The 24,321-nt window shown below is 71.9% G+C and carries 15 protein-coding genes; 8 read left to right on the top strand and 7 right to left on the bottom strand.

Annotated features, from left to right (window positions below):
* Positions 1-2: 2 nt before the first annotated feature.
* Complete coding sequence (gene treS / locus OG730_RS13485) at positions 3-1,697, bottom strand: maltose alpha-D-glucosyltransferase (RefSeq protein ID WP_266881200.1); 1,695 nt, start codon at positions 1,695-1,697, stop codon at positions 3-5.
* Positions 1,694-3,688, bottom strand: a complete 1,995-nt coding sequence (locus OG730_RS13480; RefSeq protein WP_327304469.1) for an alpha-1,4-glucan--maltose-1-phosphate maltosyltransferase — start codon at positions 3,686-3,688, stop codon at positions 1,694-1,696. The genes treS and OG730_RS13480 overlap by 4 nt, the downstream gene beginning before the upstream one ends.
* A gap of 540 nt (positions 3,689-4,228) precedes the next feature.
* Between OG730_RS13480 and glgP the strand changes: the two genes are divergently transcribed.
* Positions 4,229-6,877, top strand: coding sequence for an alpha-glucan family phosphorylase (gene glgP, locus OG730_RS13475; RefSeq protein WP_327304468.1), 2,649 nt, complete (start codon positions 4,229-4,231; stop codon positions 6,875-6,877).
* 13 nt (positions 6,878-6,890) lie between these two features.
* On the opposite strand, the gene OG730_RS13470 is transcribed toward glgP, so the two are convergent.
* Entirely contained in the window at positions 6,891-7,892 is a 1,002-nt protein-coding gene (locus tag OG730_RS13470) for an Lrp/AsnC family transcriptional regulator (RefSeq protein WP_327304467.1), read from the bottom strand.
* A 148-nt stretch (positions 7,893-8,040) separates the two neighbouring features.
* On the opposite strand from OG730_RS13470, the gene OG730_RS13465 reads away from it, so the two are divergent.
* Positions 8,041-9,621, top strand: coding sequence for an MFS transporter (locus OG730_RS13465; protein WP_327304466.1), 1,581 nt, complete (start codon positions 8,041-8,043; stop codon positions 9,619-9,621).
* Between the two features lie 209 nt (positions 9,622-9,830).
* Entirely contained in the window at positions 9,831-10,349 is a 519-nt protein-coding gene (locus OG730_RS13460; protein WP_327304465.1) for a hypothetical protein, read from the top strand.
* 68 nt (positions 10,350-10,417) lie between these two features.
* Here OG730_RS13460 and OG730_RS13455 read toward each other — a convergent pair whose 3' ends face one another.
* Positions 10,418-11,878 (bottom strand): nitronate monooxygenase, encoded by a 1,461-nt coding sequence (locus OG730_RS13455; RefSeq protein WP_327304464.1) that lies wholly within the window; start codon positions 11,876-11,878, stop codon positions 10,418-10,420.
* Positions 11,879-12,103: 225 nt separating this feature from the next.
* Positions 12,104-14,374, bottom strand: coding sequence for a M4 family metallopeptidase (locus OG730_RS13450; protein WP_327304463.1), 2,271 nt, complete (start codon positions 14,372-14,374; stop codon positions 12,104-12,106).
* Positions 14,375-14,809: 435 nt separating this feature from the next.
* On the opposite strand from OG730_RS13450, the gene OG730_RS13445 reads away from it, so the two are divergent.
* Positions 14,810-16,285, top strand: a complete 1,476-nt coding sequence (locus OG730_RS13445) for a sugar transferase (RefSeq protein WP_442814905.1) — start codon at positions 14,810-14,812, stop codon at positions 16,283-16,285.
* A 24-nt stretch (positions 16,286-16,309) separates the two neighbouring features.
* On the opposite strand, the gene OG730_RS13440 is transcribed toward OG730_RS13445, so the two are convergent.
* Positions 16,310-17,311, bottom strand: coding sequence for a GDP-L-fucose synthase family protein (locus tag OG730_RS13440; RefSeq protein WP_327304461.1), 1,002 nt, complete (start codon positions 17,309-17,311; stop codon positions 16,310-16,312).
* A 716-nt stretch (positions 17,312-18,027) separates the two neighbouring features.
* Between OG730_RS13440 and gmd the strand changes: the two genes are divergently transcribed.
* The 4 genes from gmd to OG730_RS13420 all read left to right on the top strand — a co-directional run bounded on the left by gmd (position 18,028) and on the right by OG730_RS13420 (position 23,179).
* Positions 18,028-19,041 carry a GDP-mannose 4,6-dehydratase gene (gene gmd / locus OG730_RS13435; RefSeq protein WP_327304460.1) on the top strand — a complete coding sequence of 338 codons (1,014 nt, stop codon included), beginning with the start codon at positions 18,028-18,030 and terminating at the stop codon, positions 19,039-19,041.
* 252 nt (positions 19,042-19,293) lie between these two features.
* A complete protein-coding gene (locus OG730_RS13430; protein WP_327304459.1) occupies positions 19,294-22,071 on the top strand; it encodes a LamG-like jellyroll fold domain-containing protein in 2,778 nt (925 codons plus the stop codon).
* A 79-nt stretch (positions 22,072-22,150) separates the two neighbouring features.
* Entirely contained in the window at positions 22,151-22,837 is a 687-nt protein-coding gene (locus OG730_RS13425) for a hypothetical protein (protein ID WP_327304458.1), read from the top strand.
* A 129-nt stretch (positions 22,838-22,966) separates the two neighbouring features.
* Entirely contained in the window at positions 22,967-23,179 is a 213-nt protein-coding gene (locus OG730_RS13420; protein ID WP_327304457.1) for a hypothetical protein, read from the top strand.
* 23 nt (positions 23,180-23,202) lie between these two features.
* Here OG730_RS13420 and OG730_RS13415 read toward each other — a convergent pair whose 3' ends face one another.
* Positions 23,203-24,318: a glycosyltransferase gene (locus tag OG730_RS13415; RefSeq protein WP_327309249.1), complete on the bottom strand. Its 1,116-nt coding sequence runs from the start codon at positions 24,316-24,318 to the stop codon at positions 23,203-23,205.
* Between the last annotated feature and the right edge of the window lie 3 nt (positions 24,319-24,321).

The following is a 24,321-nucleotide window of genomic DNA, read 5'->3' as shown; positions in this document are numbered from 1 at the left end:
CGCTACTCCGAGCGCAGGCGGAACCAGTAGAAGCCGTGGCCCGCCAGCGTCAGCAGGTAAGGCCATTCGCCGATCGGCGGGAAGCGGACGTCGCCGGTGAGTTCCACCGGGACCCGCCCGTTGAACGACCGCAGGTCCAGCTCGGTGGGCTGCGCGAAGCGCGAGAAGTTGTGCACGCACAGCACCAGGTCGTCCCCGTATTCACGGAGGAAGGCCAGTACCGCCGGGTTCGTCGAAGGCAGTTCGGTGTACGAGCCCAGTCCGAAGGCCGGGTTGGCCTTGCGGACCTCGATCATCCGGCGGGTCCAGTGCAGCAGCGAAGACGGTGAGGCCATCGCCGCTTCGACATTGGTCACCTGGTACCCGTGGACCGGGTCCATGATGACCGGCAGGTTGAGCCTGCCCGGATCGCACGAGGAGAAACCGGCGTTGCGGTCCGGTGTCCACTGCATCGGCGTGCGCACGCCGTCGCGGTCGCCGAGCCAGATGTTGTCGCCCATGCCGATCTCGTCGCCGTAGTACAGCACCGGCGAACCGGGCAGCGACAGCAGCAGGGCGGTGAACAGCTCCATCTGGTTGCGGTCGTTGTCCAGCAGCGGGGCGAGCCGGCGCCGGATGCCGATGTTGGCCCGCATCCGCGGGTCCTTGGCGTACTCGGCGTACATGTAGTCGCGCTCTTCGTCCGTGACCATTTCGAGGGTGAGCTCGTCGTGGTTGCGCAGGAAGATGCCCCACTGGCAGCGGTCCGGGATCGCAGGGGTCTTGGCCAGGATCTCGGAGACCGGGTAGCGCGACTCTCTTCGCACCGCCATGAAGATGCGCGGCATGACGGGGAAGTGGAAGGCCATGTGGCACTCGTCCCCGCCCTTCTCGAAGTCCCCGAAGTAGTCGACGACGTCCTCGGGCCACTGGTTGGCCTCGGCGAGCAGCACCGTGTCCGGGTAGTGCGCGTCGATCTCGGCGCGGACCGCCTTGAGGAGGGTGTGCGTGCGCGGCAGGTTCTCGCAGTTGGTGCCCTCCTCGGCGTACAGGTAGGGCACGGCGTCGAGGCGGAAGCCGTCGATGCCGAGGTCGAGCCAGAAACGGAGCGCGGAGACGATCTCCTCGACGACCGCCGGGTTCTCGTAGTTGAGGTCCGGCTGGTGGGAGAAGAACCGGTGCCAGTAGTACTGCTTGCGGACCGGGTCGTACGTCCAGTTCGAGGTCTCGGTGTCGACGAAGATGATGCGGGCGTCCTGGAACTGCTTGTCGTTGTCCGCCCACATGTAGTAGTCGCCGTAGGGCCCGTCCGGGTCCTTGCGGGACTGCTGGAACCACTCGTGCTGATCGCTCGTGTGGTTCATGACGAAGTCGATGATCACCCGCATGCCGCGGGTGTGCGCCGCGTCCACGAACTCCACGAAGTCGGCGAGGTCGCCGAACTCGGGCAGCACGGAGGTGTAGTCGGCGACGTCGTAGCCCCCGTCGCGCAGGGGCGAGGCGAAGAACGGCGGGAGCCACAGGCAGTCGACGCCGAGCCACTGGAGGTAGTCCAGCTTCGCGGTGAGCCCCTTGAGGTCACCCACGCCGTCGCCGTTGCTGTCGTGGAAGGACCGTACGAGGACCTCGTAGAAGACCGCCCGCTTGAACCAGTCGGGATCGCGGTCCTTGGCGGGGGTGTCCTCGAAGGTGTCGGGAACGGGATCGTTGATCATCATGAGATGGGTGACCCTCCGGTGGGCGGGGACGGTCGCAGAGCCGCCAGAACGTGCGCGGGCGTGCGGCCCGGTTCCAGGCGCACGTAGTTGGCCCTGCCCCAGTGATAGGTCTCGCCGGTGAGCTCGTCGCGCACCGCGAGGGACCCGTGCCAGTCGAGGCCGAGTACCGGCATGTCCAACGAGACCGTCGCCTCCTGGGTGTGGTGCGGATCGAGGTTGACGACCACCAGTACGGAATTGCTCCCCGCGTGCTTCGAATAGGCGATCACCTGTTCGTTGTCGGTCGGGTGGAAATGGATGTCGCGCAGCTGCTGGAGGGCGGGGTTGCGCCGGCGCAGCCGGTTCAGGGAGGTGATCAGCGGGGCGATGGAGCGGCCCTCGCGGTCGGCGGCGGCCCAGTCGCGCGGGCGCAGCTCGTACTTCTCGGAGTTCAGGTACTCCTCGCTGCCCTCCTTGACCGGGGTGTTCTCGCAGAGCTCGTATCCGGCGTAGACCCCCCACGTGGGGGAGAGCGTGGCGGCGAGGACCGCGCGGACCTCGAAGGCGGGGCGGCCGCCGTGCTGAAGGTATGCGTGCAGGATGTCCGGAGTGTTGACGAAGAAATTCGGCCGCATGACGGAGGCGGAGCGGGTGTCCGCGAGCTCGGTCAGGTACTCGGTCAGCTCGGCCTTGGTGTTGCGCCAGGTGAAGTACGTGTACGACTGCTGGAAGCCGACGGCGGCGAGCGCGCGCATCATCGCGGGGCGGGTGAAGGCCTCGGCGAGGAAGATCACGTCGGGGTCGGACTTGTTGATGTCCGCGATCACCTTCTGCCAGAACACCACCGGCTTGGTGTGCGGGTTGTCGACCCGGAAGATGCGGACGCCGTGCTCCATCCAGTGCCGCAGGATCCGCACCGTCTCCCCGACGATGCCGGCCATGTCGGCGTCGAAGTGGATCGGGACGATGTCCTGGTACTTCTTCGGCGGGTTCTCCGCGTACGCGATCGTCCCGTCGGCGCGGTGGCGGAACCACTCCGGGTGCTTCTCCACCCACGGGTGGTCCGGGGAGCACTGCAGGGCGAAGTCGAGCGCCACCTCGATGCGCAGCTCGCGGGCCCTGGCGACGAAGGCGTCGAAGTCCTCCAGGGTCCCGAGCTCGGGGTGGACCGCGTCGTGGCCGCCCTCGGTGGAACCGATGGCCCAGGGCACGCCCGGATCCCAACTACCCGCCGACAGCGTGTTGTTCGGGCCCTTGCGGTACGTGCTGCCGATCGGGTGGATCGGCGGCAGGTAGACCACGTCGAAGCCCATCGCGGCGACGGCGGGAAGCCGCTCGGCGGCGGTCCTGAACGTTCCGCTGACCGGAGCCTCGCCGGGCTCCAGCACCGCCCCCTCCGACCGGGGGAACATCTCGTACCAGGAGCCGAAGAGGGCCCGCTTGCGCTCGATCAGCAGCGGCAGCGGCTTGGAGGCCGTCACCAGCTCCCGGAGCGGGCGCTTGGCGAGCAGCGCGTCGATCCGGGGGGCGAGGGCGGCCGCGTACCGCTCCCGGGCCGGCCGGTCCTCGTCGCGCATCACGTCCGCGGCGGCCAGCACGTGCTCGCGGCCGTCCCGCTTGGGAATCTTCGCGGCGGCCCGCTCGTAGAGCTCGGCGCCCTCCAGGAGGGTGAGCCCGGTGTCGATCCCGGCCGGGATCTTGACCGCCGCGTGGGCCCGCCAGGTGCCCACCGGGTCGCTCCACGCCTCGACGGTGTACGTCCACCTCCCCTCGACCTCGGCGGACACCCGCGCCCCCCACCGGTCGGTGCCGGGGGCCAGCTCGGACAGGGGCACGGGAGGCCGCAGCCGCCCGCTCGGATCTCGCATGACGACATGGGCCGCCACGGCGTCGTGTCCCTCGCGGAACACGGTGGCGGAAATCTCGAATACCTCGTCCACGACCGCCTTGGCGGGTCTGACGCCGCAGTCGACGGCGGGGCGGACGTCCAGCACGGGAATGCGACCGATCATGATGGGATCACCTGGGGGCAGTTCGCAGGGCTCGGTGACAACAGGCCAGCCGCCGGGGCAGCTGGTAGTGCACGCTCTGTTCGCTCTGTTTCTAGCCGCTCGGAAGACGGCTGGGCTGCGGGCATGGCCGCTCCTGTCCGCGTTCACTCGGGTGGCGGGGAGGCGGTTCCGGGGTGCGCCGTGCGCTGTACCCGAGGAGCCCTTCCCACTCCAGCTCGGCCCAACCCGAGCGCTCGGTTAACTACTCGTACGTACTGGAACGCGTGCCCGCGCTCGGCGGCCCAACACCCGCCGATGCTCCGTCAACTCGGATGGGACTAACGGATGTCCACACCCCCGCTGTGCCCTTGCGCGGGACCGCCCGAACTCGCCGAGGCCGTACGGCCCGGAGCACGCGGGCGGCCCGTACGCACGGCGGGGGCGCGCTCGAGGCGCCATGGCCGGGTGGGGCGGGCGGCGCTAGCCTTCCGAGGGTGACGCTCGCGGTGCACAGCGTGGTGCGGCCGCTCCGACCCGTAATCCCCTGCGAAGGTGGAACGCGTGAAGGCTATCCGTCGATTCACCGTGCGCCCCGTCCTCCCCGAGACCCTCTCGCCGCTCGCCGACCTCGCGCGCAACCTGCGCTGGTCCTGGCACGGCGAGACACGTGAGCTGTTCCAATCCGTCGATCCCGAGGGCTGGCAAGCCGCCGGCGCGGATCCCGTCCGGCTGCTCGGCGCCGTGTCCGCCGCGCGGATCACCGAGCTCGCCGGGGACCGGCGGTTCCTGAGGCGGCTCGCCGTCGCGGCCGCCGACCTCGATGACTACGTCCACGGCGGGAGGTGGTACCAGAGCCACGAGGCGGCCGCGGAGCTGCCCGCCGGCATCGCCTACTTCTCGCCCGAGTTCGGGATCACCGCCGCCCTGCCCCAGTACTCCGGCGGGCTCGGGATCCTCGCCGGGGACCACCTCAAGGCCGCCAGCGACCTCGGCGTCCCCCTCATCGGTGTCGGACTCCTCTACCGGCACGGCTACTTCCGCCAGTCCCTCTCCCGGGACGGCTGGCAGCAGGAGCACTACCCGGTGCTCGACCCCAACGAACTGCCCCTCGCGCTCGTGCGCGAGGAGGACGGGACCCCCGCGCGGGTGTCCCTGAGCCTCCCCGGCGGCCGGGCCCTGCACGCGCACGTCTGGCAGGCCCGCGTCGGCCGGGTGCCGCTGCTGCTCCTCGACTCCGACGTCGAGGACAACGACGCCGTCGCCCGCGAGGTGACCGACCGGCTGTACGGGGGAGGCAGCGACCACCGGCTGCTCCAGGAGATGCTGCTGGGGATCGGGGGAGTGCGGGCCGTCAGGGCCTACTGCCGGATCACCGGGCATCCCGACCCCGAGGTCTTCCACACCAACGAGGGCCACGCCGGCTTCCTCGGGCTGGAGCGCATAAGAGAACTGGAGGGGCAGCAGGGACTCGGCTTCGACGCCGCCGTCGAAGCCGTCCGGGCCGGCACCGTGTTCACCACGCACACCCCCGTCCCCGCCGGCATCGACCGCTTCGACCGGGCCCTGGTCGCCCGCCACTTCGGCGACGGCGGCGAACTGGCCGGCGTACCCGTCGACCGGATCCTGGCCCTCGGCGCCGAGACGTACCCCGGCGGCGACCCCGGGGTGTTCAACATGGCGGTGATGGGCCTGCGCCTCGCCCAGCGGGCCAACGGGGTCTCCACCCTGCACGGCGCCGTCAGCCGCGGCATGTTCGCCGGGCTGTGGCCGGGCTTCGACCCCGCCGACGTCCCCATCACCTCGGTGACCAACGGCGTGCACGCCCCGACCTGGGTGGCGCCCGAGGTGGTGAAGCTCGGCGCGAAGCAGATCGGCGCCGGCCGCACCGAGGACGCGCTCTCCGTCGGCGGCTCGCAGCGCTGGGACGCCGTCGCGGACATCCCCGACCAGGACGTCTGGGACCTGCGCCGGGTGCTCAGGGAGCAGCTCGTCCAAGAGGTACGCGACCGCCTGCGCGCCTCCTGGCGCCAGCGCGGGGCCGCCGACGCCGAGCTCGGCTGGGTGGACTCGGTCCTCGACCCGGACGTGCTGACCATCGGCTTCGCCCGCCGGGTGCCGTCCTACAAGCGGCTCACGCTGATGCTGCGCGACCCCGACCGGCTGCGCCGCCTGCTGCTGGACCCGGACCGGCCCGTGCAGATCGTGGTCGCGGGCAAGGCGCACCCCGCCGACGACGGCGGCAAGCGGCTCGTCCAGGAACTGGTGCGCTTCGCGGACGACCCCCGCGTGCGCCACCGGATCGTGTTCCTGCCCGACTACGGCATGGCCATGGCCCAGAAGCTCTACCCCGGCTGCGACGTCTGGCTCAACAACCCGCTGCGCCCGCTGGAGGCCTGCGGCACCAGCGGGATGAAGGCGGCGCTCAACGGCTGCCTCAACCTCTCCGTCCTGGACGGGTGGTGGGACGAGTGGTTCGAGCCGGACTTCGGCTGGGCCATCCCGACCGCCGACGGACTCGGCGCGGACGAGGACCGCCGCGACGACCTGGAGGCGAACGCCCTCTACGACCTGATCGAGGGCCGGGTCGCCCCCCGGTTCTACGACCGGGCCGGACAGGCCGGACTCCCGGTGCGGTGGATCGAGATGGTCCGGCGCACCCTGGTCTCCCTGGGGCCCAAGGTGCTCGCGGGCCGCATGGTGCGGGAGTACGTGGAGCGGCTCTACGCTCCGGCCGCGCTCTCCCACCGCGCCCTGACCCCGGACGCGGCGCGGGACCTCGCCTGGTGGAAGGGGCGGGTCCGCGCGGCCTGGCCGCAGCTCACCGTCGAGCACGTGGAGGCCCTGACCGCGGGCCCGGTCGGCGGCACCGCCGAACTCGGGGCCACCCTCACCCTGCGCGTGCAGGTCTCCCTCGACGCCCTCGCGCCCGAGGACGTGGAGGTGCAGGCCGTCGCGGGCCGGGTCGACGCGCAGGACGTGATCCAGGGCGGGCGGGCCTTCCCGCTCAAGCCCGCCGGCGGACCCGACCTGGAGGGCCGCTGGCTGTATGAGGGCCCGCTCGCCCTCGACCGTACGGGGCCCTTCGGCTACACCGTACGGATCCTGCCGGCGCACCCGCTGCTGGCGACCCCGGCCGAACTGGGCCTGGTCGCCGGCCCCGCCACGGGCGCGGACACCGACGCGGCGGGAGGCGGTGTGGTGCTGCGGTAACCGCCCCGGCGGTTCAGGGGGCGGGCGGCGGATCCACCAGCCGCCCGTCCTCCACCAGCATCCCGGCCCGCTTGACGCTGCGCAGGACCGGGATCACCTCCACCTGCCCCACGCCCTCCACGGCGCCGATCCGCTCGGTCAGGTAGGTGTACAGCTCGTCGGTGTCCCGGCACACCACCACCGCCATCAGGGAGGCGGCCCCGGTCATCGCGGCCGCGAAGGCCACCTCGCGGTGGCCCGCCAGGGCCGTCCCCACCTGCGCCAGGCGGGCCGGCGGGACCGTCAGCACCAGCGTCGCCTCCGCCTCGTAGCCGAGGAGCGAGGGCGTGAACTCCACGTCGAAGAAGATCGCCCCGAGTTCGCGCAGCCGCTCCAGCCGGCGCCGGGTGGTGGACTCCGACAGGCCGGCGGCGCGCGCCAGTTCCGGGTAACCCGCGCGGCCGTCCCGGCCCAGCACCGCGAGCAGCGCGAGCTCCGGCTCGTCCAGCGCGTACCGCTGCGGCCCCGGCTCGACGGCCGGCCGTTCCAGGGCGGCGATCTGGCCGGGGCGCAGCAGGTCCATGCCCGCCCACGCGTCCGGCCCGCCGAAGAACTTGCGCAGGATGGTGTGGGCGCTGATGCCGGTCACCCGGCGGGTGCTCGGCAGCTTCTCCAGCAGCAGGGTGTCGCGGTCCCGGCGGGTGCGGGCCCGGGTCATGCAGTGGATCTCGGTGCCGCCCGCGTTCAGGTTGACCCACGCGATGTCCGGGCGGCGGGCCAGGGCCTCGGCCACCGGGAGCGCCGCGTCGGGGGCGCACTGGATCCGCAGCCAGGACTCGAACAGTCCGACGCGGCTGCCCAGGGGCAGTCCGACGACCCGGATCAGGCCGGTGGTCCGCAGACGCCGGTAGCGGCGTACGACGGTCTGGTCCGAGACCTCCAGCACCTCGGCGAGCCGGCTGAAGGGGGCCCGGCCGTCGATGGTGAGGGCCTGGATCAGCGACCGGTCGAAGGCGTCCAGCTCCATGTCATGCATGGTTTCCATCATCCCGGAAGCTCGCATGAGGGAAATCCGTCGGCAGGGGGCCGCTGGGTGGGGGATGGGGGCCGGTCGCTGCGACCTTGGGTCCACCGGGGCACCGCCCCCCGGTTCCTGCCCCGCCGTGATCCGAGGAGAAACCCCCATGCGCAAATGGCTGCCGTTGACGGCGGTGTGTCTCGGAGCCTTCATGCTCCTGGTCGACGTCACGATCGTGACCGTCGCCCTGCCCGACATGGCCGCCGACATGCGGACGGGCTTCTCGGACCTCCAGTGGGTGATGGATATCTACGCCCTCGCCCTCGCCGCCCTGCTGCTGGGCGCCGGTTCGCTCGCCGACCGGATCGGCCGGCGCCGCGTCTACCTCGGCGGGCTCGGGCTCTTCGCCGCCGCCTCCCTCGCCTGCGGTCTGGCGAGCGGACCCGCCGCGCTGATCGCCTTCCGCGCAGTCCAGGGCATCGGCGGCGCCGCGATGTTCGCCACCACCATGGCCCTGCTCAGCTCCGCCTACCAGGGACGCGACCGGGGCGTCGCCTTCGGCGTCTGGGGCGCGGTCAACGGAGCCGCCGCCGCGGCCGGCCCGATCATCGGCGGGCTGCTCACCGAGCAGTTCGGCTGGCGCTGGATCTTCTTCATCAACCTGCCGGTCTGCGCCCTCGCCGTGTACGTCACCCTCAAGGCCGTCTCCGAGTCCCGGGACCCGCACGCCAAGGGCCTGGACCTGCCCGGCATGGCCACCTTCACCACCGGCGCCGCGGCGGTCACCTATGCCCTGATCCGGGTCGGCGAGAACGGCTGGACCTCCGCGACCACCCTGGCCCTGTTCGCCCTGAGCGCCGCCGCCTTCGCCGCGTTCGTCCTGGTCGAACTGCGCAGCTCCCGACCGATGCTGGACCTCTCGCTGTTCCGCAGCCCGACCTTCGTGGCCGTCATGGCCGCCGCGCTGCTGATGTCCGGCGCCGCCTTCGGGTACATGATGTACGTCTCCCTGTGGCTGCAGAGCGCCGAGGGCATGGGCCCGGTCGCCGCCGGTCTGACGATGCTGCCGATGAGCCTGGCCGCCTTCGTGGTCGCCGCCGTGACCGGCAAGCTGATGCACGGGGCCCCGGCCCGGATCACCATCGGCGGCGGGCTGTTCCTGATCGGCGCGGGCGCTCTGCTCATGGGCTGGATGCTGGACGCCGGGGACGGCTGGACGGCCCTGGTCGCCGGACTGGCGATCACCGGTCTGGGCGTCGGCATGATCTCCCCGGCCCTCGCGGCCGCCGCGATGGGGGCCGTGCCCCCGGCCCGGGCGGGCATGGCGGGCGGCGCCCTCAACACCGCGCGCCAGCTGGGCATGGCCCTCGGCATCGCGGTGCTCGGCGCGGTCTTCCAGTCCGGCCTGGAGGACGGTCTGGCCGGCTCCGGCCAGCCGCACGGTACGGCCGAGGTACTGGCCGGCGGCGGGGCCGGACAACTGCTGCACGCGGCCCCGGCGGCCCGGCACTGGGTGGAGGCGGCCTTCGCGAGCGGGCTGCGCGACACCTTCTGGGTCTCGGGGGCGATGGGCCTGGCGGGGGCGCTGATCCTGATCGTGCTGGTCCGCCGTCCGGCGGCCGCGGCCGCGGCCGGGTCCGGATCCGGGTCCGGGTCCGGGTCCGATGACAAGGGCTCGGTGCCGGTGCCGGTGCCGGTGCCGGTGCCGGGCCAGGGCTCCGCGCCGGCGGAGCGGGCAGCCGTCTGAGTCGCCCGTCGGGCCTCCTCGTCCGCTCCGGATCCCACGCGGATCCGGGGCGGACGCGCGTGCGGTGCCGGAAGGGACCGGGAGGGTGAACCTTCGAACGGGCTGCCGTGCCGAATCGTTTCATCGGGCCGGTCCGCTCCTACGCTGCCCGCGGATGCCACCGGACCTGGCATCCGAGGAACCCGAGGAACCCGAGGAACGGACTTCCCATGCGTCTTCGCACCACCGCCATCGCGCTCACGGGCGCCCTCGCGCTCGTCCTGCCGACCGCCGGACTGTCGTACGCCAACGACCACGACGACCGTGAGGACCTCGGCACGCTGCACTACCGGTACAGCGACGACGGTGACACGCGGCACGGCCGGATCGAGCCCGCCGACAACGACACCTGCTACCAGCTGACGAACGCCTCCCGGAACCACCCGGCCTTCTGGGTGCGCAACGACACGGACTCGCTGGCGGTGCTGTTCGAGGACCGCTCCTGCGGCGGCCACCCCGTGGAGACGCTGGAGCCGGGCGAGCGGGCGGACGACCTGGAGGTCCGCTCGGTCTACTTCAAGCCGACCGACGACTGGGACCACCACGGCCGCCACGACGGACGGCACGACGACGACCGCCGTGACGACTGGCGCGACGACGAGGACCGCGGCATGGGCGGACGCGCCGCCGCCGCACCGGCCGACGGGACCTCGGCCATCCTCGACTCGGTCTTCCGCTCCATCGGCTGATCCGCGACCGCCGCGCGTGAAGGGCCCGGCTCCCCAGGGGAGCCGGGCCCTTCACGTGCCTCGGGGTCTCAGCGGCCGGCGGGCTGCTCCGCGCCCGCCGCGAGCCACCGCACCACGTCCGCGGCCGCGTACGGCTCGGCGTTCGGGGCGAGCTCCGGGAGGAAGGACAGGTCCTTGCCGATCGTCACCAGCGGGGGCTCCACCCGGCCGTGCGGCCGCCGCTGGGCCAGCCCGATCGTGGCCAGCAGCCCGTTGCACAGGCACTGGCGGCCCTTGGTGTCGGAGGCCTGGCCGCCCTTGCGGACGTACGCGGCCACCGGCTCGGCCGCACACCGGTAGGCCAGGCCGCGCGGACCCCGTACGGGAGTGCGCAGGAAGCCGAGGTCGCAGACCCGGCGCCGGGCCTCGGACACCTCCGGCTCGGAGACCGTCCCCGGCAGGTCCGCCACCTTGAACGGGAAGGAAGTCGGGGAGGCCTCGGGGTCGTTGCGGACCGAGAGGGTGCCCGCGTGGGCCCGCTCCAGCAGTTCCTCGCGCAGGTGGCGGGCCATGCCCGACTCCTCGCACAGGGCGAAGGCGCTGCCGATCTGGACCCCGGTCGCGCCCTCGGCGAGCGCCCCGGCCACGGCCTCGGGGCTGGCCTGGCCGCCGGCGAGCCAGAACGGCAGCCCGAGCGCCGCCATCTTGGCCAGGTCGGGGTTGTCGCGCGGGCCGTAGACCGGTTCGCCGTCCTCGTCGAGCTTCATCGGCCCGCGCGGCGGGGCGCTGTGGCCGCCGGCCTGGCTGGTCTCGATCACGAAGCCGTCGGGCCGGGTGATCTCGTCCCGGGCCAGGTAGGTGGCCAGGACCGGGAGCGAGACGATGGCCAGCACGTGGGGGCGGCGCAGCGGGCCGGGCAGGTGCCCGGCGAGCAGGGCCGCGGGGTCGAAGAGGTGCTCGAGCTCCTCCTCGTCCCCCTCGACGTGGATCTTGCTCACGCAGCGTTCGTAGCGCGCCAGCCTCGAGGCGAGGGCAGGGATCTGACCGGGGACTCCCGCGCCCACGAGCACGTAGTCGACGCCTGCCAGGATCGCGCCGAACATCGCGGGGGCCGTGGCGAGCTGGATCTTCTCCAGGTAGTTGATGCCGATGACACCGTCATGTCCCTCCTTGGCGAGCCAGACCTCGACGAAGTTGCCGAGGACGGTGAGGATCTCGGCCTGCGATCCGCCCGTCGCCCGCAGTCGCGGGGTGGTGCGCATCGCCACGCCGTCCGCGAGGCCCTCCTCGCGGAAGTAGAGGTCGAGGGCGGACTGGGCCAGCTCCGGCAGCGGGAAGGCCGCCAGGGCCCGGCGGGCGTGGCCGCCGGGGTCTCCGGTCTGCAGCACGCGGGCCAGTACGACGTCCAGGGCCGTGCCCGAGACCACGCCCAGCTGGCCCTCGCCGGAGACGGCCCGGGCCAGCCGCCAGCCGGAGACGCCGACGCCCATGCCGCCCTGGATGAGCCAGGGGTGCTGCGCGGCGGGGGCGTTCGTGGGGGTCTGCGGCATGGGTCACGTCCTCGGAATCACCCGAACCTACGGTTCCGTAGGTTCGCTGAATTCCACTATGACCCCGCGGCCGCCCACCGGACGGCGCCGAAGGTCCCGGCCCTCAGGGGCGCCGGACCCTCTCGGGCCGGGGCCAATGGAACAGGGCCGCCCGGGGAGGTCTTCTCCCGGGCGGCCCCGTGGTCTAGCGGATCAGCTCTGGTTCACCCGCGGCCCCGGTGGGGGTCAGAAGGTGAGCTTCCAGCTGTCGATCTTGCCGGTGTCGAGGTTCGCGTTGTCGTTGACCCGGAGCTTCCAGACGCCCTGGGCGACCTCGGAGGAGGCGTTGACCGTGACGGACTTGATGATGTTGTCCGCGCTGCCGCCGGTGCGGTTGTGCAGGTTGTACAGGGTGCCGTCGGGGGCGACGAGGTCGACCTTCAGGTCACCGATGTACGTGTGCAGGATGTTCACGTCCACCTTGAGCGTGCTCGGGGCGTTGCCCGTGCGGTTCACGGTGAGCGGGGAGTCGACCGTCGCGTTGTCGGCGATCGCGTAGTCGGTGGTGTTCTCGAACACCGTCTGCTGCGAGGTACCGACGGTCCAGACGAAGGACGCCGTACCGGTCTGGCTCGCCGAGTCCGTCACCGTGACCGTCGTGTTGTACGTACCGGCGGTGGAGGCGGTCCCGGAGATCAGGCCGGTCGAGGAGTTGATCGACAGACCGGTCGGCAGACCGGTCGCCGCGTAGCTCAGGGCGCCGGCGTTGGTGCTGCTGGCCTGGATCTGGAGGCTGGCGGCGCTGCCCGTGACGGTGTTCTGGTTACCGGGGTTGGTGACCGAGACACCGGCGACGATGCGGGGACCGACGTTGATGGCCGCCCACGCGTTGGCCGCGTTGTTGTAGGTGGTCGAGCCCAGGCCGTAGAGGTCCGCCGCGGCCTTCAGCGTCTGGACGCGGGCGTCGGCGTAGTTGGTGGTCGACTTGAAGTAGCCCACCGTCAGCGCGCGGAACCAGATCTTCGAGGCGGCGTCGCGGCCGATCGCGGTGACCGGCAGGCCGTCGGAGGTCGGCGAGTTGTAGCTGACCCCGTTGACGACCTTGGCGCCGGAGCCCTCGGAGGCCAGGTAGTACCAGTGGTTGGCCGGACCCGAGGAGTAGTGGACGTCGATGGATCCGATGCCCGAGTACCAGGCGTCCTTGGAGCCGCCGTCCTTGCTCGGCTTGTCCATGTAGCGCAGCGGCGTGCCGTCGCCGTTGATGTCGATCTTCTCGCCGACCAGGTAGTCGCCGACGTCCTGCGGGTTGTTGGCGTTGAACTCGACGGCCGCCGCGAAGATGTCGGAGGTCGCCTCGTTCAGGCCGCCGGACTCGCCCGAGTAGGTCATGTTGCCGGTGACCGAGGTCAGACCGTGGGTCATCTCGTGCGCGGCCACGTCGATCGACGTCAGCGGGTGCGTGTTGCTGGTGCCGTCGCCGTAGGTCATGCAGAAGCAGGAGTCGCTCCAGAACGCGTTGACGTACGCGCTGCCGTAGTGGACCCGGCTGTACGGGGCCACGCCGTCGTTGCGCAGGCCGTTGCGGCCGTGCACGTTCTTGTAGTAGTCCCACGTCAGCTGGGCGCCGTAGTGCGCGTCCGCGCCCGCGGTCTCCCGGCTGGAGGCGGCGCCGGTGCCCCAGATGTCGTCCGGGCCGGAGAAGAGGGTGCCCGTGCCGCTGCCGGTGCCACCGTTGAGGTCGTAGGTCTTGTGGCTGCCGCGCCCGGCGTCGGTCAGCGTGAAGTTGCTGCCCGAGGGGGAGGTGCCCAGGGTGACCTGACCGCTGTACATGGTGTTGCCGGTGCCGGTCTCGATGGCCTGCCACTGGGTGATCTTCGCGCCGGTCTTGGCGTTGCTGATCACGTGCAGTTCGCTCGGCGTGCCGTCGTGCTGGACTCCGCCGACGACCGTCTCGAAGGCGAGGACCGGGACGCCGTCGGCGGCCCAGATCACCTTGCGGGCGCCCTTGGACGCCTTGGCGTCCTTGGAGCCCGCCGCGTTGGCGGAGGAGACCGCCGCGGCGTCGGCCGAGGCCGGGGTGACGGTGGCGGTGGTGTCCGCGACCTTGATGTCGGCGTTGGTGGCCTTGGTGACGCTCTTGGTGACGCCGCCCTTGGCGTGGACGGTCAGGTCACCGCCGAGCACCGGTATGCCGTTGTAGGTGCGCTCGTACGTGGTGTGCGTGGTGCCGTCCGCGTCCTTGACCACGTCGCGGACGATGAGCTTCTCCGTGCCGGCGAGGCCGAGGGCCTTGGCCGCCTGCGCGGAGGTGGAGTTGGCCTCGGCCAGGAGCGTCGCACGCTCCGAAGCGCTGAGTGCGCGGTTTTCCGCGCCCGGGTTGACCTGGGCGACCGAAGCGGCCTTCGACGCGGTGGCGTCGGCGGTGGCGGTTCCGGTCTGGATGCCTACGGCGAGGAGAGCGGCCGCGGCAACAAGCGCGCCGGCCGTGGTGGCACGCCGCTGGGGGGTGGGACTCAACGCAGACTCCTTCTGCAAGGGGGGTTCCGGATGGCTGGGTGGGCCTCCGGGCAGATCGGGCTGGTGCGAAGAACGGTCGAAGAGTGCCACTTGAGCGCCGTGATGTCAGGGCCGCGTCAAAAGGTTGGCCTGAAATCGTTCGTTGTCCGAAGAGACGTATCCGGTATGCGGAACATTCACTTTGGAATGAGAGGGGGGCCGTCCCGGGGGGCGCCCGCAAGCCCCCGGGGGCGCCCGGGGGGCGTCCGGGGGCGTCCGGGGGTGGAATGCGGACCGCCGACCGCTAACGCTTGGGCAACAAGATGTCCGGTTCCCGGAAACGGCATTTAACGTACGGGCGTTTGTCGTACTGTTTCCCGGTGCGTCTGATGTCCGCTGCCTGGGGAAGCCGGGGACTCGCGCCACCGTCTGAAAGACCACGTGCCAGGGGGGCCCATGAGGCATGTCCATATACCTGTGCAAAGAGTGGCCGGTGCTGCCCGGTTGGCGGCCATGCCGGCGCGGGGCCTCGGTGACAAGGCCCGTTGGTACCTGCCCGCCGCGGTCGCTGCGGACCTGATCGGCGCGGGAGTCCCCGTCGGCCTGGTCTTCGGGGCCGCTCAGCAGGCCCGGCCGCTGTTCTGCGCCCTCGGCGCGGCCCTGGCATGGACCGGCGTGCAGCTGGTGCGCCGGCGCTACGCGGGCCGCGTGCTCGGCGAATCCCGGGGAGTTCTGCCGGTCGTACACGACTGGCTGATTCTGATCGGCGTACTGGCCGTGGCCCGCGTGGTCACGGGGGAGAACACCCCCCGGCTGTCCGCACTCGGCGCCCTCGTACCCGCTCTGCTCCTCACCGTCGCCTGCCACAAGCTGACCTACCGCCGCCTCTCCGCCGCCCGGCGCGAGGCCCAGGCGGTGAGCCGGGTGCTGGTCGTCGGCGAGCCCGCCGCCGCCGAGTCCGTCATAGGACACCTCGCCGCGCGCACCGACCACCCGTACGTGGTGGTCGGCGTGGTCCCGGTGGGTCCCGGCGGACTCGACAGCGGGGTCCCCGTGGCCGCGCGGCTCGGCTCCACGACGGCGCAGGCCCCGAACGGGGACTCCACCGCCGTGCTCGGCGCCGTCGCCACCCACCGTGCCGACCTGGTGCTCGTCGCACCGGGGGCGCAGCTGGCGGGAGAGCGGCTGCGGCGGATCTCCTGGGCCCTGCACGACGCCGGGCTCGAACTGGCGGTCTTCCCCGGCCTGGTGGAGGTCTCCGTCAAGCGGCTGCAGACCCTGTCCGCGGGCGGCCTGGCCATACTGCGGGTGGCGCCCCCGGTGAGCCGCGGCATGCAGCCCCTGCTGAAGTCGGTACTGGACCGGGCGGGCGCGGCGCTCGGACTGGTCCTGCTGTCGCCGGCCTTCCTCGCGATGGTCCTGGCCATCCGCTTCGGCTCGCGCGGACCGGCCTTCTACCGCCAGCGGCGCATAGGCCGCGACGGGGTCCCGTTCGTCATGTGGAAGTTCCGCACGATGGTCGTGGACGCCGATGCGCGCAAGGCCGAGCTGTCCGGGGCCAACGAGAACGACGGCCTCATGTTCAAGATGCGCCGCGATCCGCGCGTGACCCGCGTGGGCCGGCTGCTGCGCCGCACGTCCATGGACGAACTGCCCCAGCTGATCAATGTGGTGGCGGGCAACATGTCCCTGGTCGGCCCGCGGCCGCCGCTCCCGGAGGAGGTGGCCGAGTACGACGAGGTCGAACTGCGCCGGCTCGCGGTGCGGCCGGGGATGACCGGGCTGTGGCAGATCAGCGGGCGCTCCGACCTCTCGTGGGACGAAACGATCCAGCTCGACCTGCAGTACGTGGACAACTGGTCGTTCACCAGTGACGTCGACGTCATGGGCCGCACGCTCCGCGCCGTCGTCGACGGTCGCGGAGCGTACTGAGGCACCGGGGCGCCTCGCTTGGGATCAGCTCCGCGTGCCCGTCGGGCCGTCGCTCTGGCCGGTGCTCTGTCCGTTGCCCGGTCCGTCGCTCTGCTCGCGCCACCAGGCGTACGTGGAGGCGATGCCCTCGCGCAGCGGGATCGCGGGCTTCCAGCCGAGCCCGCGCAGCCGGGTCACGTCCAGCAGCTTGCGGGGCGTCCCGTCGGGCTTGGAGGTGTCCCAGGCGAGCCTGCCCCGGAAGCCGGTCACCTCGGCGACGGTCTCCGCGAGGGCCTTGATGGTCAGGTCCTCGCCGCAGCCGATGTTGACCGGCTCGGCGCCGTCGTACTCGCGCAGCAGCACGGCGCAGGCGGCGGCCAGGTCGTCCACGTGCAGGAACTCCCGCCGGGGCGTGCCCGAACCCCACAGCGCGACCTCCTCGCGGCCCTCGGCGGCGGCCTCGTGGAAGCGCCGGATGAGGGCGGGCAGGACGTGCGAGGACTCCAGGTCGAAGTTGTCGCCCGGGCCGTAGAGGTTCGTGGGCATGGCGGAGATGTACGAGGCCCCGTACTGCTTGCGGTACGACTGGACCTGGACGATGCCGGCGATCTTCGCCAGCGCGTACGCCTCGTTCGTCGGCTCCAGCGGGCCGGTCAGCAGGGCGTCCTCGCTGATGGGCTGCGGGGCCAGCTTGGGGTAGATGCAGGAGGAGCCGAGGAACAGCAGCCGGCCGACCTCCGCGGCGTGCGCCCCGGCGACGACGCTCAGCTGGATCCTGAGGTTGTCCTCCAGGAACTGCACCGGGAACGTGCTGTTGGCCATGATCCCGCCGACCTTGGCGGCGGCCAGGACGACGGCGTCGGGCCGGACGTCCCTCAGGTACGCCGCGGTCGCGGCGGCATCGCGCAGGTCGAGGTCGGCGCGGCCGCGGGTGAGCACCTCGTACCCGTCGGCGGTGAGCCGGCGGACGACCGCGGACCCCACGAGGCCGCGGTGTCCGGCGACGAAGACGCGGGCGTTCGGGGGCAGGAACGGCGAACTTGTCATACCGCCGATGATGCCAGTCCGCCGTCCGCGGCTTTACGGGGGAGCCCCCGGCCCGCTCCGGTGCCGAACCCTCCGGACCCGGCTTCGGGGGCCACCCCGGGCCGCGGCCCGGACCCCGCTTGGGGACCGGCCGCGGGCCGCCTCCCGCACCGCGTCCTGCGCCGGGCCGGCGGCTGGGCTTCCGCCGCGCGGGGCGGAGTTCCCCTACCCGCCCTTCGCCCGTTCCCCGCCCTTCGCCCGTTCCCCGGTCTTGCCCGGACCCCGGTCCTCAAACGCCGGACGGCCGGGTTGGCGCGGCCCGGGCTCGGAAGGCCCGTAGGGGAGGCGGATTTGGGCGGGTACCGGCCAGGTCGGTACATACCGCCCCGCAAGGGGGCGAGGGGGCCGGATCCGGCGGCAGGGGCTCCGGACGGAACGTGTACGGTACCCATCCGGTACCTATCGAGCACCTATCCGGTACCGTCCCCAGCCCCCTGGGGGCGGACCCCGTACAGCATCCCGGGCCCGGCCCCACTCCGCACCAGGCGGCCGGCCCGAACACCGGTGCGCTGCCCCGAGTCACGCCCGGGGCCCACATCGACCCGCACGACGAGGCGTGACCCCGAGCCACATCCGGGGCCGCGCCCCAGCCACACTAGGGGCCCCGCCCCGAACCGCAGCCCCTGTACTCCGGGGCGCAGCCCCGACCGCACCGCAACGATCCCCAGGGGGACCCAATGGGCAAGACCGCGCTGATCACCGGCGTCACCGGGCAGGACGGCTCGTACCTCGCAGAGCTCCTGCTCTCCAAGGGCTACACGGTGCACGGGCTCGTGCGGCGGTCCTCCAGCTTCAACACGGAGCGGATCGACCACATCTACCAGGACCCGCAGACGGCGAACCGCTCCCTCGTCCTGCACCACGCCGATCTCTCCGACGGCGTCGCCCTGGTGAACCTGCTCCGCGAGATACGCCCCGACGAGGTCTACAACCTGGGCGCCCAGTCCCACGTCCGCGTCTCCTTCGACGCCCCGCTCTACACCGGCGACGTGACCGGCCTCGGCGCCCTGCGCCTGCTGGAGGCGATCCGGGCGAGCGGCGTGGACACCCGCATCTACCAGGCCTCCTCCTCGGAGATGTTCGGCGCCACCCCGCCCCCGCAGAACGAGGCCACCCCGTTCCACCCGCGCAGCCCGTACGGCGCCGCGAAGGTGTTCGCGTACTGGACGACGGTGAACTACCGCGAGGCGTACGGAATGTTCGCCGTCAACGGGATCCTCTTCAACCACGAGTCCCCGCGCCGCGGCGAGACCTTCGTGACCCGCAAGATCACCCGCGCGGTCGCCCGCATCAAGGCCGGTCTCCAGGAGAAGCTCTACCTCGGCAACCTCGACGCCGTCCGCGACTGGGGCTACGCCCCGGAGTACGTGGACGCCATGTGGCGCATGCTCCAGCAGGACGAGGCCACCGACTACGTCGTGGCCACCGGAGTCGCCGCCACCGTCCGCGAGTTCGTCGAGGCCTCCTTCGCGCACGCCGGTCTCGACTGGAACGAGCACGTGCGCTACGACCCCAAGTACGAGCGCCCCAGCGAGGTCGACGCCCTGATCGGGGACGCGTCCAAGGCCCATGACCTGCTTGGCTGGAAGCCGACCGTCCTGGTGGCCGAACTGGCCCGGATCATGGTGGATTCCGATATCCGGCAGGTCGAGGACCAACTGGCGGGCGCCAGCGTCCGCATCGACCGCTGAGGCCATATATTTCGCCTACGATTTGCCCTGTCCCGGTCATTCGCGCAGCCAACGGCGGGCATGACCGGGGCAAATCTGCCGTATGTCCGTAGTGCTCCATCCACGCCGGACCCGTTGATTCCAAGTTGGTATGCAATGGGTCAAGGGTGGTGACCAGGCCTTCGCGTGAGCCCTAGTCTGCGCCAGTACATATGGCTGTTCCGATAGATGCCGAACCAGCCATTCAAGCCGGGCAATTGCCCTGGGGGGCTCATGCGTAGATCCAGAGGGCTGACTGCTGCCCTCGCCCTGTCACTGGCCGGGGCCGGCACCGCGATAGGCCTGGTGCTGATACCCGAGGCGTCGGCCATCACGCAGCCGGTGGCCTTCACCGCCGACAACCTGCCGACGTGGCAGCCCAACGGGATCGTGTGGGCGATGGCCGAGGCCAACGGCACGGTCTTCGCCGGCGGCACCTTCTCGGCCGTCCGCCCGCCCACCGGCGGGGCCGGCGCGGAGCAGGAAGCCGTGAACTTCGTCGCGCTCGACGCGTCGACCGGCGCCCCCACCTCCTGCAAGCTCTCCTTCACCGGCGGCGACGGCAGCGCGACCGTGCGCGCCCTCACCGTCTCGAAGGACAAGAAGACCCTGTACGCGGGCGGCTACTTCGGCGCCGTCAACGGAACCCCGGTCTCCAGCGTCGCCGCCATCGACATCGCGACCTGCACCCCCAAGGCCTCGTTCGACCCGAAGTTCCCGTCCACCGTGCGCGCGCTGGCCGTCACCGACAGCACCCTGTACGCGGCAGGAGACTTCACCGCCGTCGAGGGTTCGACCCGTGAGCGGTTCGCCGCGGTCGACGCCACCTCCGGTGCGCTCAAGCCGTTCACCGCCAACGTCGACGAGCCGGGCCGTGCGCTCCAGCTCAGCAACGACGGCAAGAACATCCTGCTCGGCGGCGACTTCTTCACGGTCAACGGCTCCCAGAGCCACGCGCTGGCCGTCGTGAACGCCACCACCGGGGCCGTCACCAAGACGTACGGCACCATCCCCTCGACGTCGGTCATCAAGTCCATCACGGCCGACTCCACGGGCTACTACACCGGCGCCGAGGGCACGGGCGGCTTCGACGGCCGCGTCGCCCTCGCCACCGACTACAGCGAGAAGTGGCGCGACCAGTGCCTGGGCGCCACCCAGGCCGTGCTGCCGTACGACGGAGTCCTCTACAGCTCCTCGCACGCGCACAACTGCAGCTCCGAGGGCCAGTACCCCGACGGCAAGCGCCACTTCCTGCTGGCGCAGCTGACCGACTGGGGCAACGGCGGCCTCGACGCCCCCTCCGCCGTGAACGGCTTCGTGCGCAGCCCGGCGAAGCTCGGCTGGCACCCCACCGCCAACGACGGCCTCGGCGAGGGCATCGGCCCGCGCGTGATGGCCATCGCGGAGAAGGACTCCACCAAGTACATGTGGGTCGGCGGTGAGTTCACCCTCATCAACGGCAAGGCCCAGCAGGCCCTGACCCGCTTCGCCTCCACCGGCGACGTCGGCGCCCCGACCACCCCGGTCTCCAGCGTCTCCAGCGTCAAGCCCGGCGAGGTCCAGGTCCGCTGGCGCGCCAGCTACGACGCGGACGACAGCAAGCTGACCTACCGCATCTACCGCAACGGCTCCGCGACCCCGATCGCCACCGTCAGCGCGAGCTCCCTGGAGTGGCTGCGCCAGCAGGCCTCCTGGACGGACACCACGGTCAAGGCCGGCGCGTCCTACAGCTACCGGGTCACCGCCACCGACGCGGCGGGCAACACCAGCGCCCTGTCGGCCACCACCTCGGTCTCGGTCCCGACCGCGGTCAGCGCGTACCCGAACCAGGTCCGCGAGGACGGCGCCAACCTGTACTGGCGCTACGACGACGTCGTCAGCCCGTACGTGGCCGACTCCTCGGTCTCGGGCAACACCAGCGGCATCCAGCTCAACGCCCCGGCGCTGCGCCAGACCCCGGGCGCGGTCACCGGCGCCAGCACGGCCATGGGCTTCAACGGCACCAGCCAGCAGGTGTACAGCGACCACCGCCAGACGGTCGGCAGCAGCTACACGCTGGAGACCTGGTTCAAGACGAACACCACGCGCGGCGGCAAGCTGATCGGTTTCGGCAACAACCTGGACCGCAACAGCAACCAGTACGACAAGAACATCTACATGACCAACACCGGCCGGATCTTCTTCGGGGTCAACCCGGGCTCGACGAAGACGATCTCCACCGGACTGCTGGACACGTTCAACGACAACAAGTGGCACCACGTCGTCGCCACCCAGGGCCCCTCCGGCATGGCGCTGTACGTGGACGGCAAGGCCAAGGACAGCTCCAGCACCACCGGCTCCCAGGCGATCGAGGGCTACTGGCACGTCGGCGGCGACAACCTCGCCGGCTGGTCCTCCCGCCCGACCAGCAACTTCTTCGCCGGCCAGATCGACGAGACGGCCGTCTACCCGAAGGTGCTGACCGAGGCCCAGATCAAGAACCACTACACCCTGGCGAAGGCCGCCACCGACACGGTCTCCAAGGTCACCGCGACCGAGGACACCTACATCAACCAGGGCGCCCCCAGCACCGCCTACGGCACGTCCACCTCGCTGGCCGTCCGCGGGACCCAGGCCTACGAGACGTACCTGCGCTTCGACATCCCGGCCGCTCCGGCCGGCACGGTGCTGAAGTCCGCGTCCCTCCAGGTCAAGACCACGACCTCGGCGACCGCCGGCACCATCGACACGGTCTCCGTGGTCCCGGTCACCGGTACCTGGAGCGGTGCGGGAACGACCTTCAAGAGCAAGCCCACCCTGGGCACCACCCCGATCGGCTCCTTCGCGGGCCTGCCGGACGGGTCGGCGGTCCAGAGCACGCCGCTGGACACCGCGGCGCTCTCCGCGGTGCTGGGCGGCAGCTACAGCCTGGGCCTGACGAGCACGGGTACCGACCCGCTGTGGATCTGGTCCTCGGAGTCCACGGCCGTGGACGCCAAGCCGCAGCTGACCCTCACCTTCGGCGCGAAGTAACCGCTTGACGGAGTGCGGGGCCCGGCCGTTTCGACGGCCGGGCCCCGCACACGCATCTCATACGTACGGGAGCCACCTCATGTACCGACGCTCCGCGGCGGCCGCCGTCCTGCTGGCCGCCGCCCTGACGCTGACGGCCTGCAGTTCGGGCGGCGACGGCAAGGCCGAAGCCTCGGCCGCCTCGCCCAAGCCGCCGGCCGCCTCCTCGGCGCCCGACCCGGCCGACGCCTCGGTCGCCCCGTCGCAGCCCCCGGCGGACGCGAAGCCGACGGGTCCCGTCCTGCCGGACACGAAGCTCGTCCCGAAGACGGGCAGCTTCACCGCGCCGCAGAAGCAGTACCTGAGCGGCCGGGTCCCGGAGAAGACCGACCCCGCGGCCGTCCTGCAGAGCGGCCAGGAGGCCTGCCAGCGGGTGGAGCGCACGGCGAAGCGGGACAAGGACGCTGCGGTCGGCGCCCTCGTGGCCGGGGAGATCCCGGGCGCGAAGGACGCGATCACCTACCTCTGCCCCGAGCAGAAGCCGCTCCTCGCCGTTGCCGCGAAGGGCTTCCCCGACGGTACGAAGCAGTCCCCGGCGGCGGGCACCTACCGTGCGCTGACCCAGAGCACCACGTGCGTCTGGGAGGCCAAGGGCAAGGACGGCGCCGCCCTCGCCTCGGGCCCGCTGACCCCGCCGAAGCCGGGCGAGAAGATCACCGCCAAGATCCCGTCGGGCACGACCCAGTTCGTCTCGAACGGCTGCTACGCCTGGATCCCTTCCGCGTAACTCCCTTGCGCACGACGCCCCCGCTGCCCGTGCCCCGGGCCGTGGGGGCGTTTCCGTTCCCGCATCGGGGGCATCCGCGCCTCCACAGGGCGGGGCTGGACCCCGTCCCCAATGCTGGAGGCGAATCCCATGAGGGGCATCAGCGGTTGCATAGGACTGATCGTGGTGGGGGCCATCCTCACCTTCGCGAGCGACTGGCAGCTGCGGAGCGTCAACCTCGACCTGGTCGGAGTCATCATGATGGTCGCGGGCGGCATCGGCCTCGCGGTCTACGCGAGCGTGGCCAAGCGCCGCCGCGTCGGCGCCCTCCCGGTGGTCGACGAAACCCGCCGCGGGCTCTGAGACAGGACCGCGGGCCGGCCCTCTCAGCGTGAGATGCGCTCGTACACCGGCAGCAGGGTGTCCAGGACCGCGTCCATCGAGAAGGCGGACGACGCCAGTTCGCGGGCGGCCTTCGAGGCCGTGGTGTTCTCGGCCGGGTCCAGGAGGGACAGGACCGCCTCCGCGACGCCGGCCGGGCCCGGGTCCACCGCGCGGCCCGCGCCCGCGCGGGCGATGTCGCGGGCCAGGCCGTTGGAGTGGGTCACCACCGACGGGACGCCCACCGACAGGGCTTCCAGGACCGACATCGGGAACGGCTCGTCCACGGAGGGCAGTACGTAGACGTGGGCGCGGCGCAGCTCCGTCAGGACCTCCGCGCCGGACAGGGCGCCCGGCACCGTGAAGCGGGCGGAGAGGCCCAGCTCCGTGATCCGGGCGCGGACCGCCGCGAGCTCGCCCTCGTCCGGGCCGGCCACCACGAACTCCGCGTCCGGGTGCGCCGCCAGGACGGCCGGGGCGGCGTCCACGAAGTCCACCGGGCGCTTACGGGCCTGCAGGCGGGCCGAGTAGAGGATCCGCGGGGGCCCGGACGGGGCGGGGCGCTCCTCCTGGGCCGGGGTGCCGTTGACGAGCCGGACGGTGTTCGGGAGCGGCGCCCCGACCACCGCGTCGAGGCCCTCGCGCTCGTGCGGGGTGAGGTACAGCAGCGCGTCGGCGCCGCGCAGGAGGCGGCGCACCGCCAGCGCGTCCAGCACCTTGGCCAGCAGCTTCCCGCTCGGGTCGACCATGCCGTGGGTCTGCAGGACCAGCGGTTTGCCGGCCCGCAGCGCCGCCAGGGCGACGGGCAGGGTGACCAGGTCCCGCGCCAGGTGCACGTGGACCACGTCCGCGCCCCGCACCAGGCGGCCCGCGGAGGCCAGCAGGGCCGGCGAGGTCATCCCGCTGAAGCCGAGGGGGAGCAGGCGCCGGGCGGGGAAGAGCTTCGCGGGGACCCCTTCCACCGAGGTCGGCCAGGGCTCCGGGAACCCCTCGCCCAGCGCCAGCAGGTTCGCCTCGTGCCCGCGGGCCCGCAGCCCCTTGGCCAGGTTCAGCGCGACCCGTACCGGCCCGCCGAAGGCGTGCGTGGGGGAGTGCAGGGTGACGGCGTGCAGAACTCTCAAGGC

The sequence above is a fragment of the Streptomyces sp. NBC_01298 genome, from assembly GCF_035978755.1.
Lineage (GTDB): Bacteria > Actinomycetota > Actinomycetes > Streptomycetales > Streptomycetaceae > Streptomyces.
The sequence above is the reverse complement of the archived record's forward strand: the minus strand, read 5'-3'. Positions and strand labels throughout refer to the sequence as shown.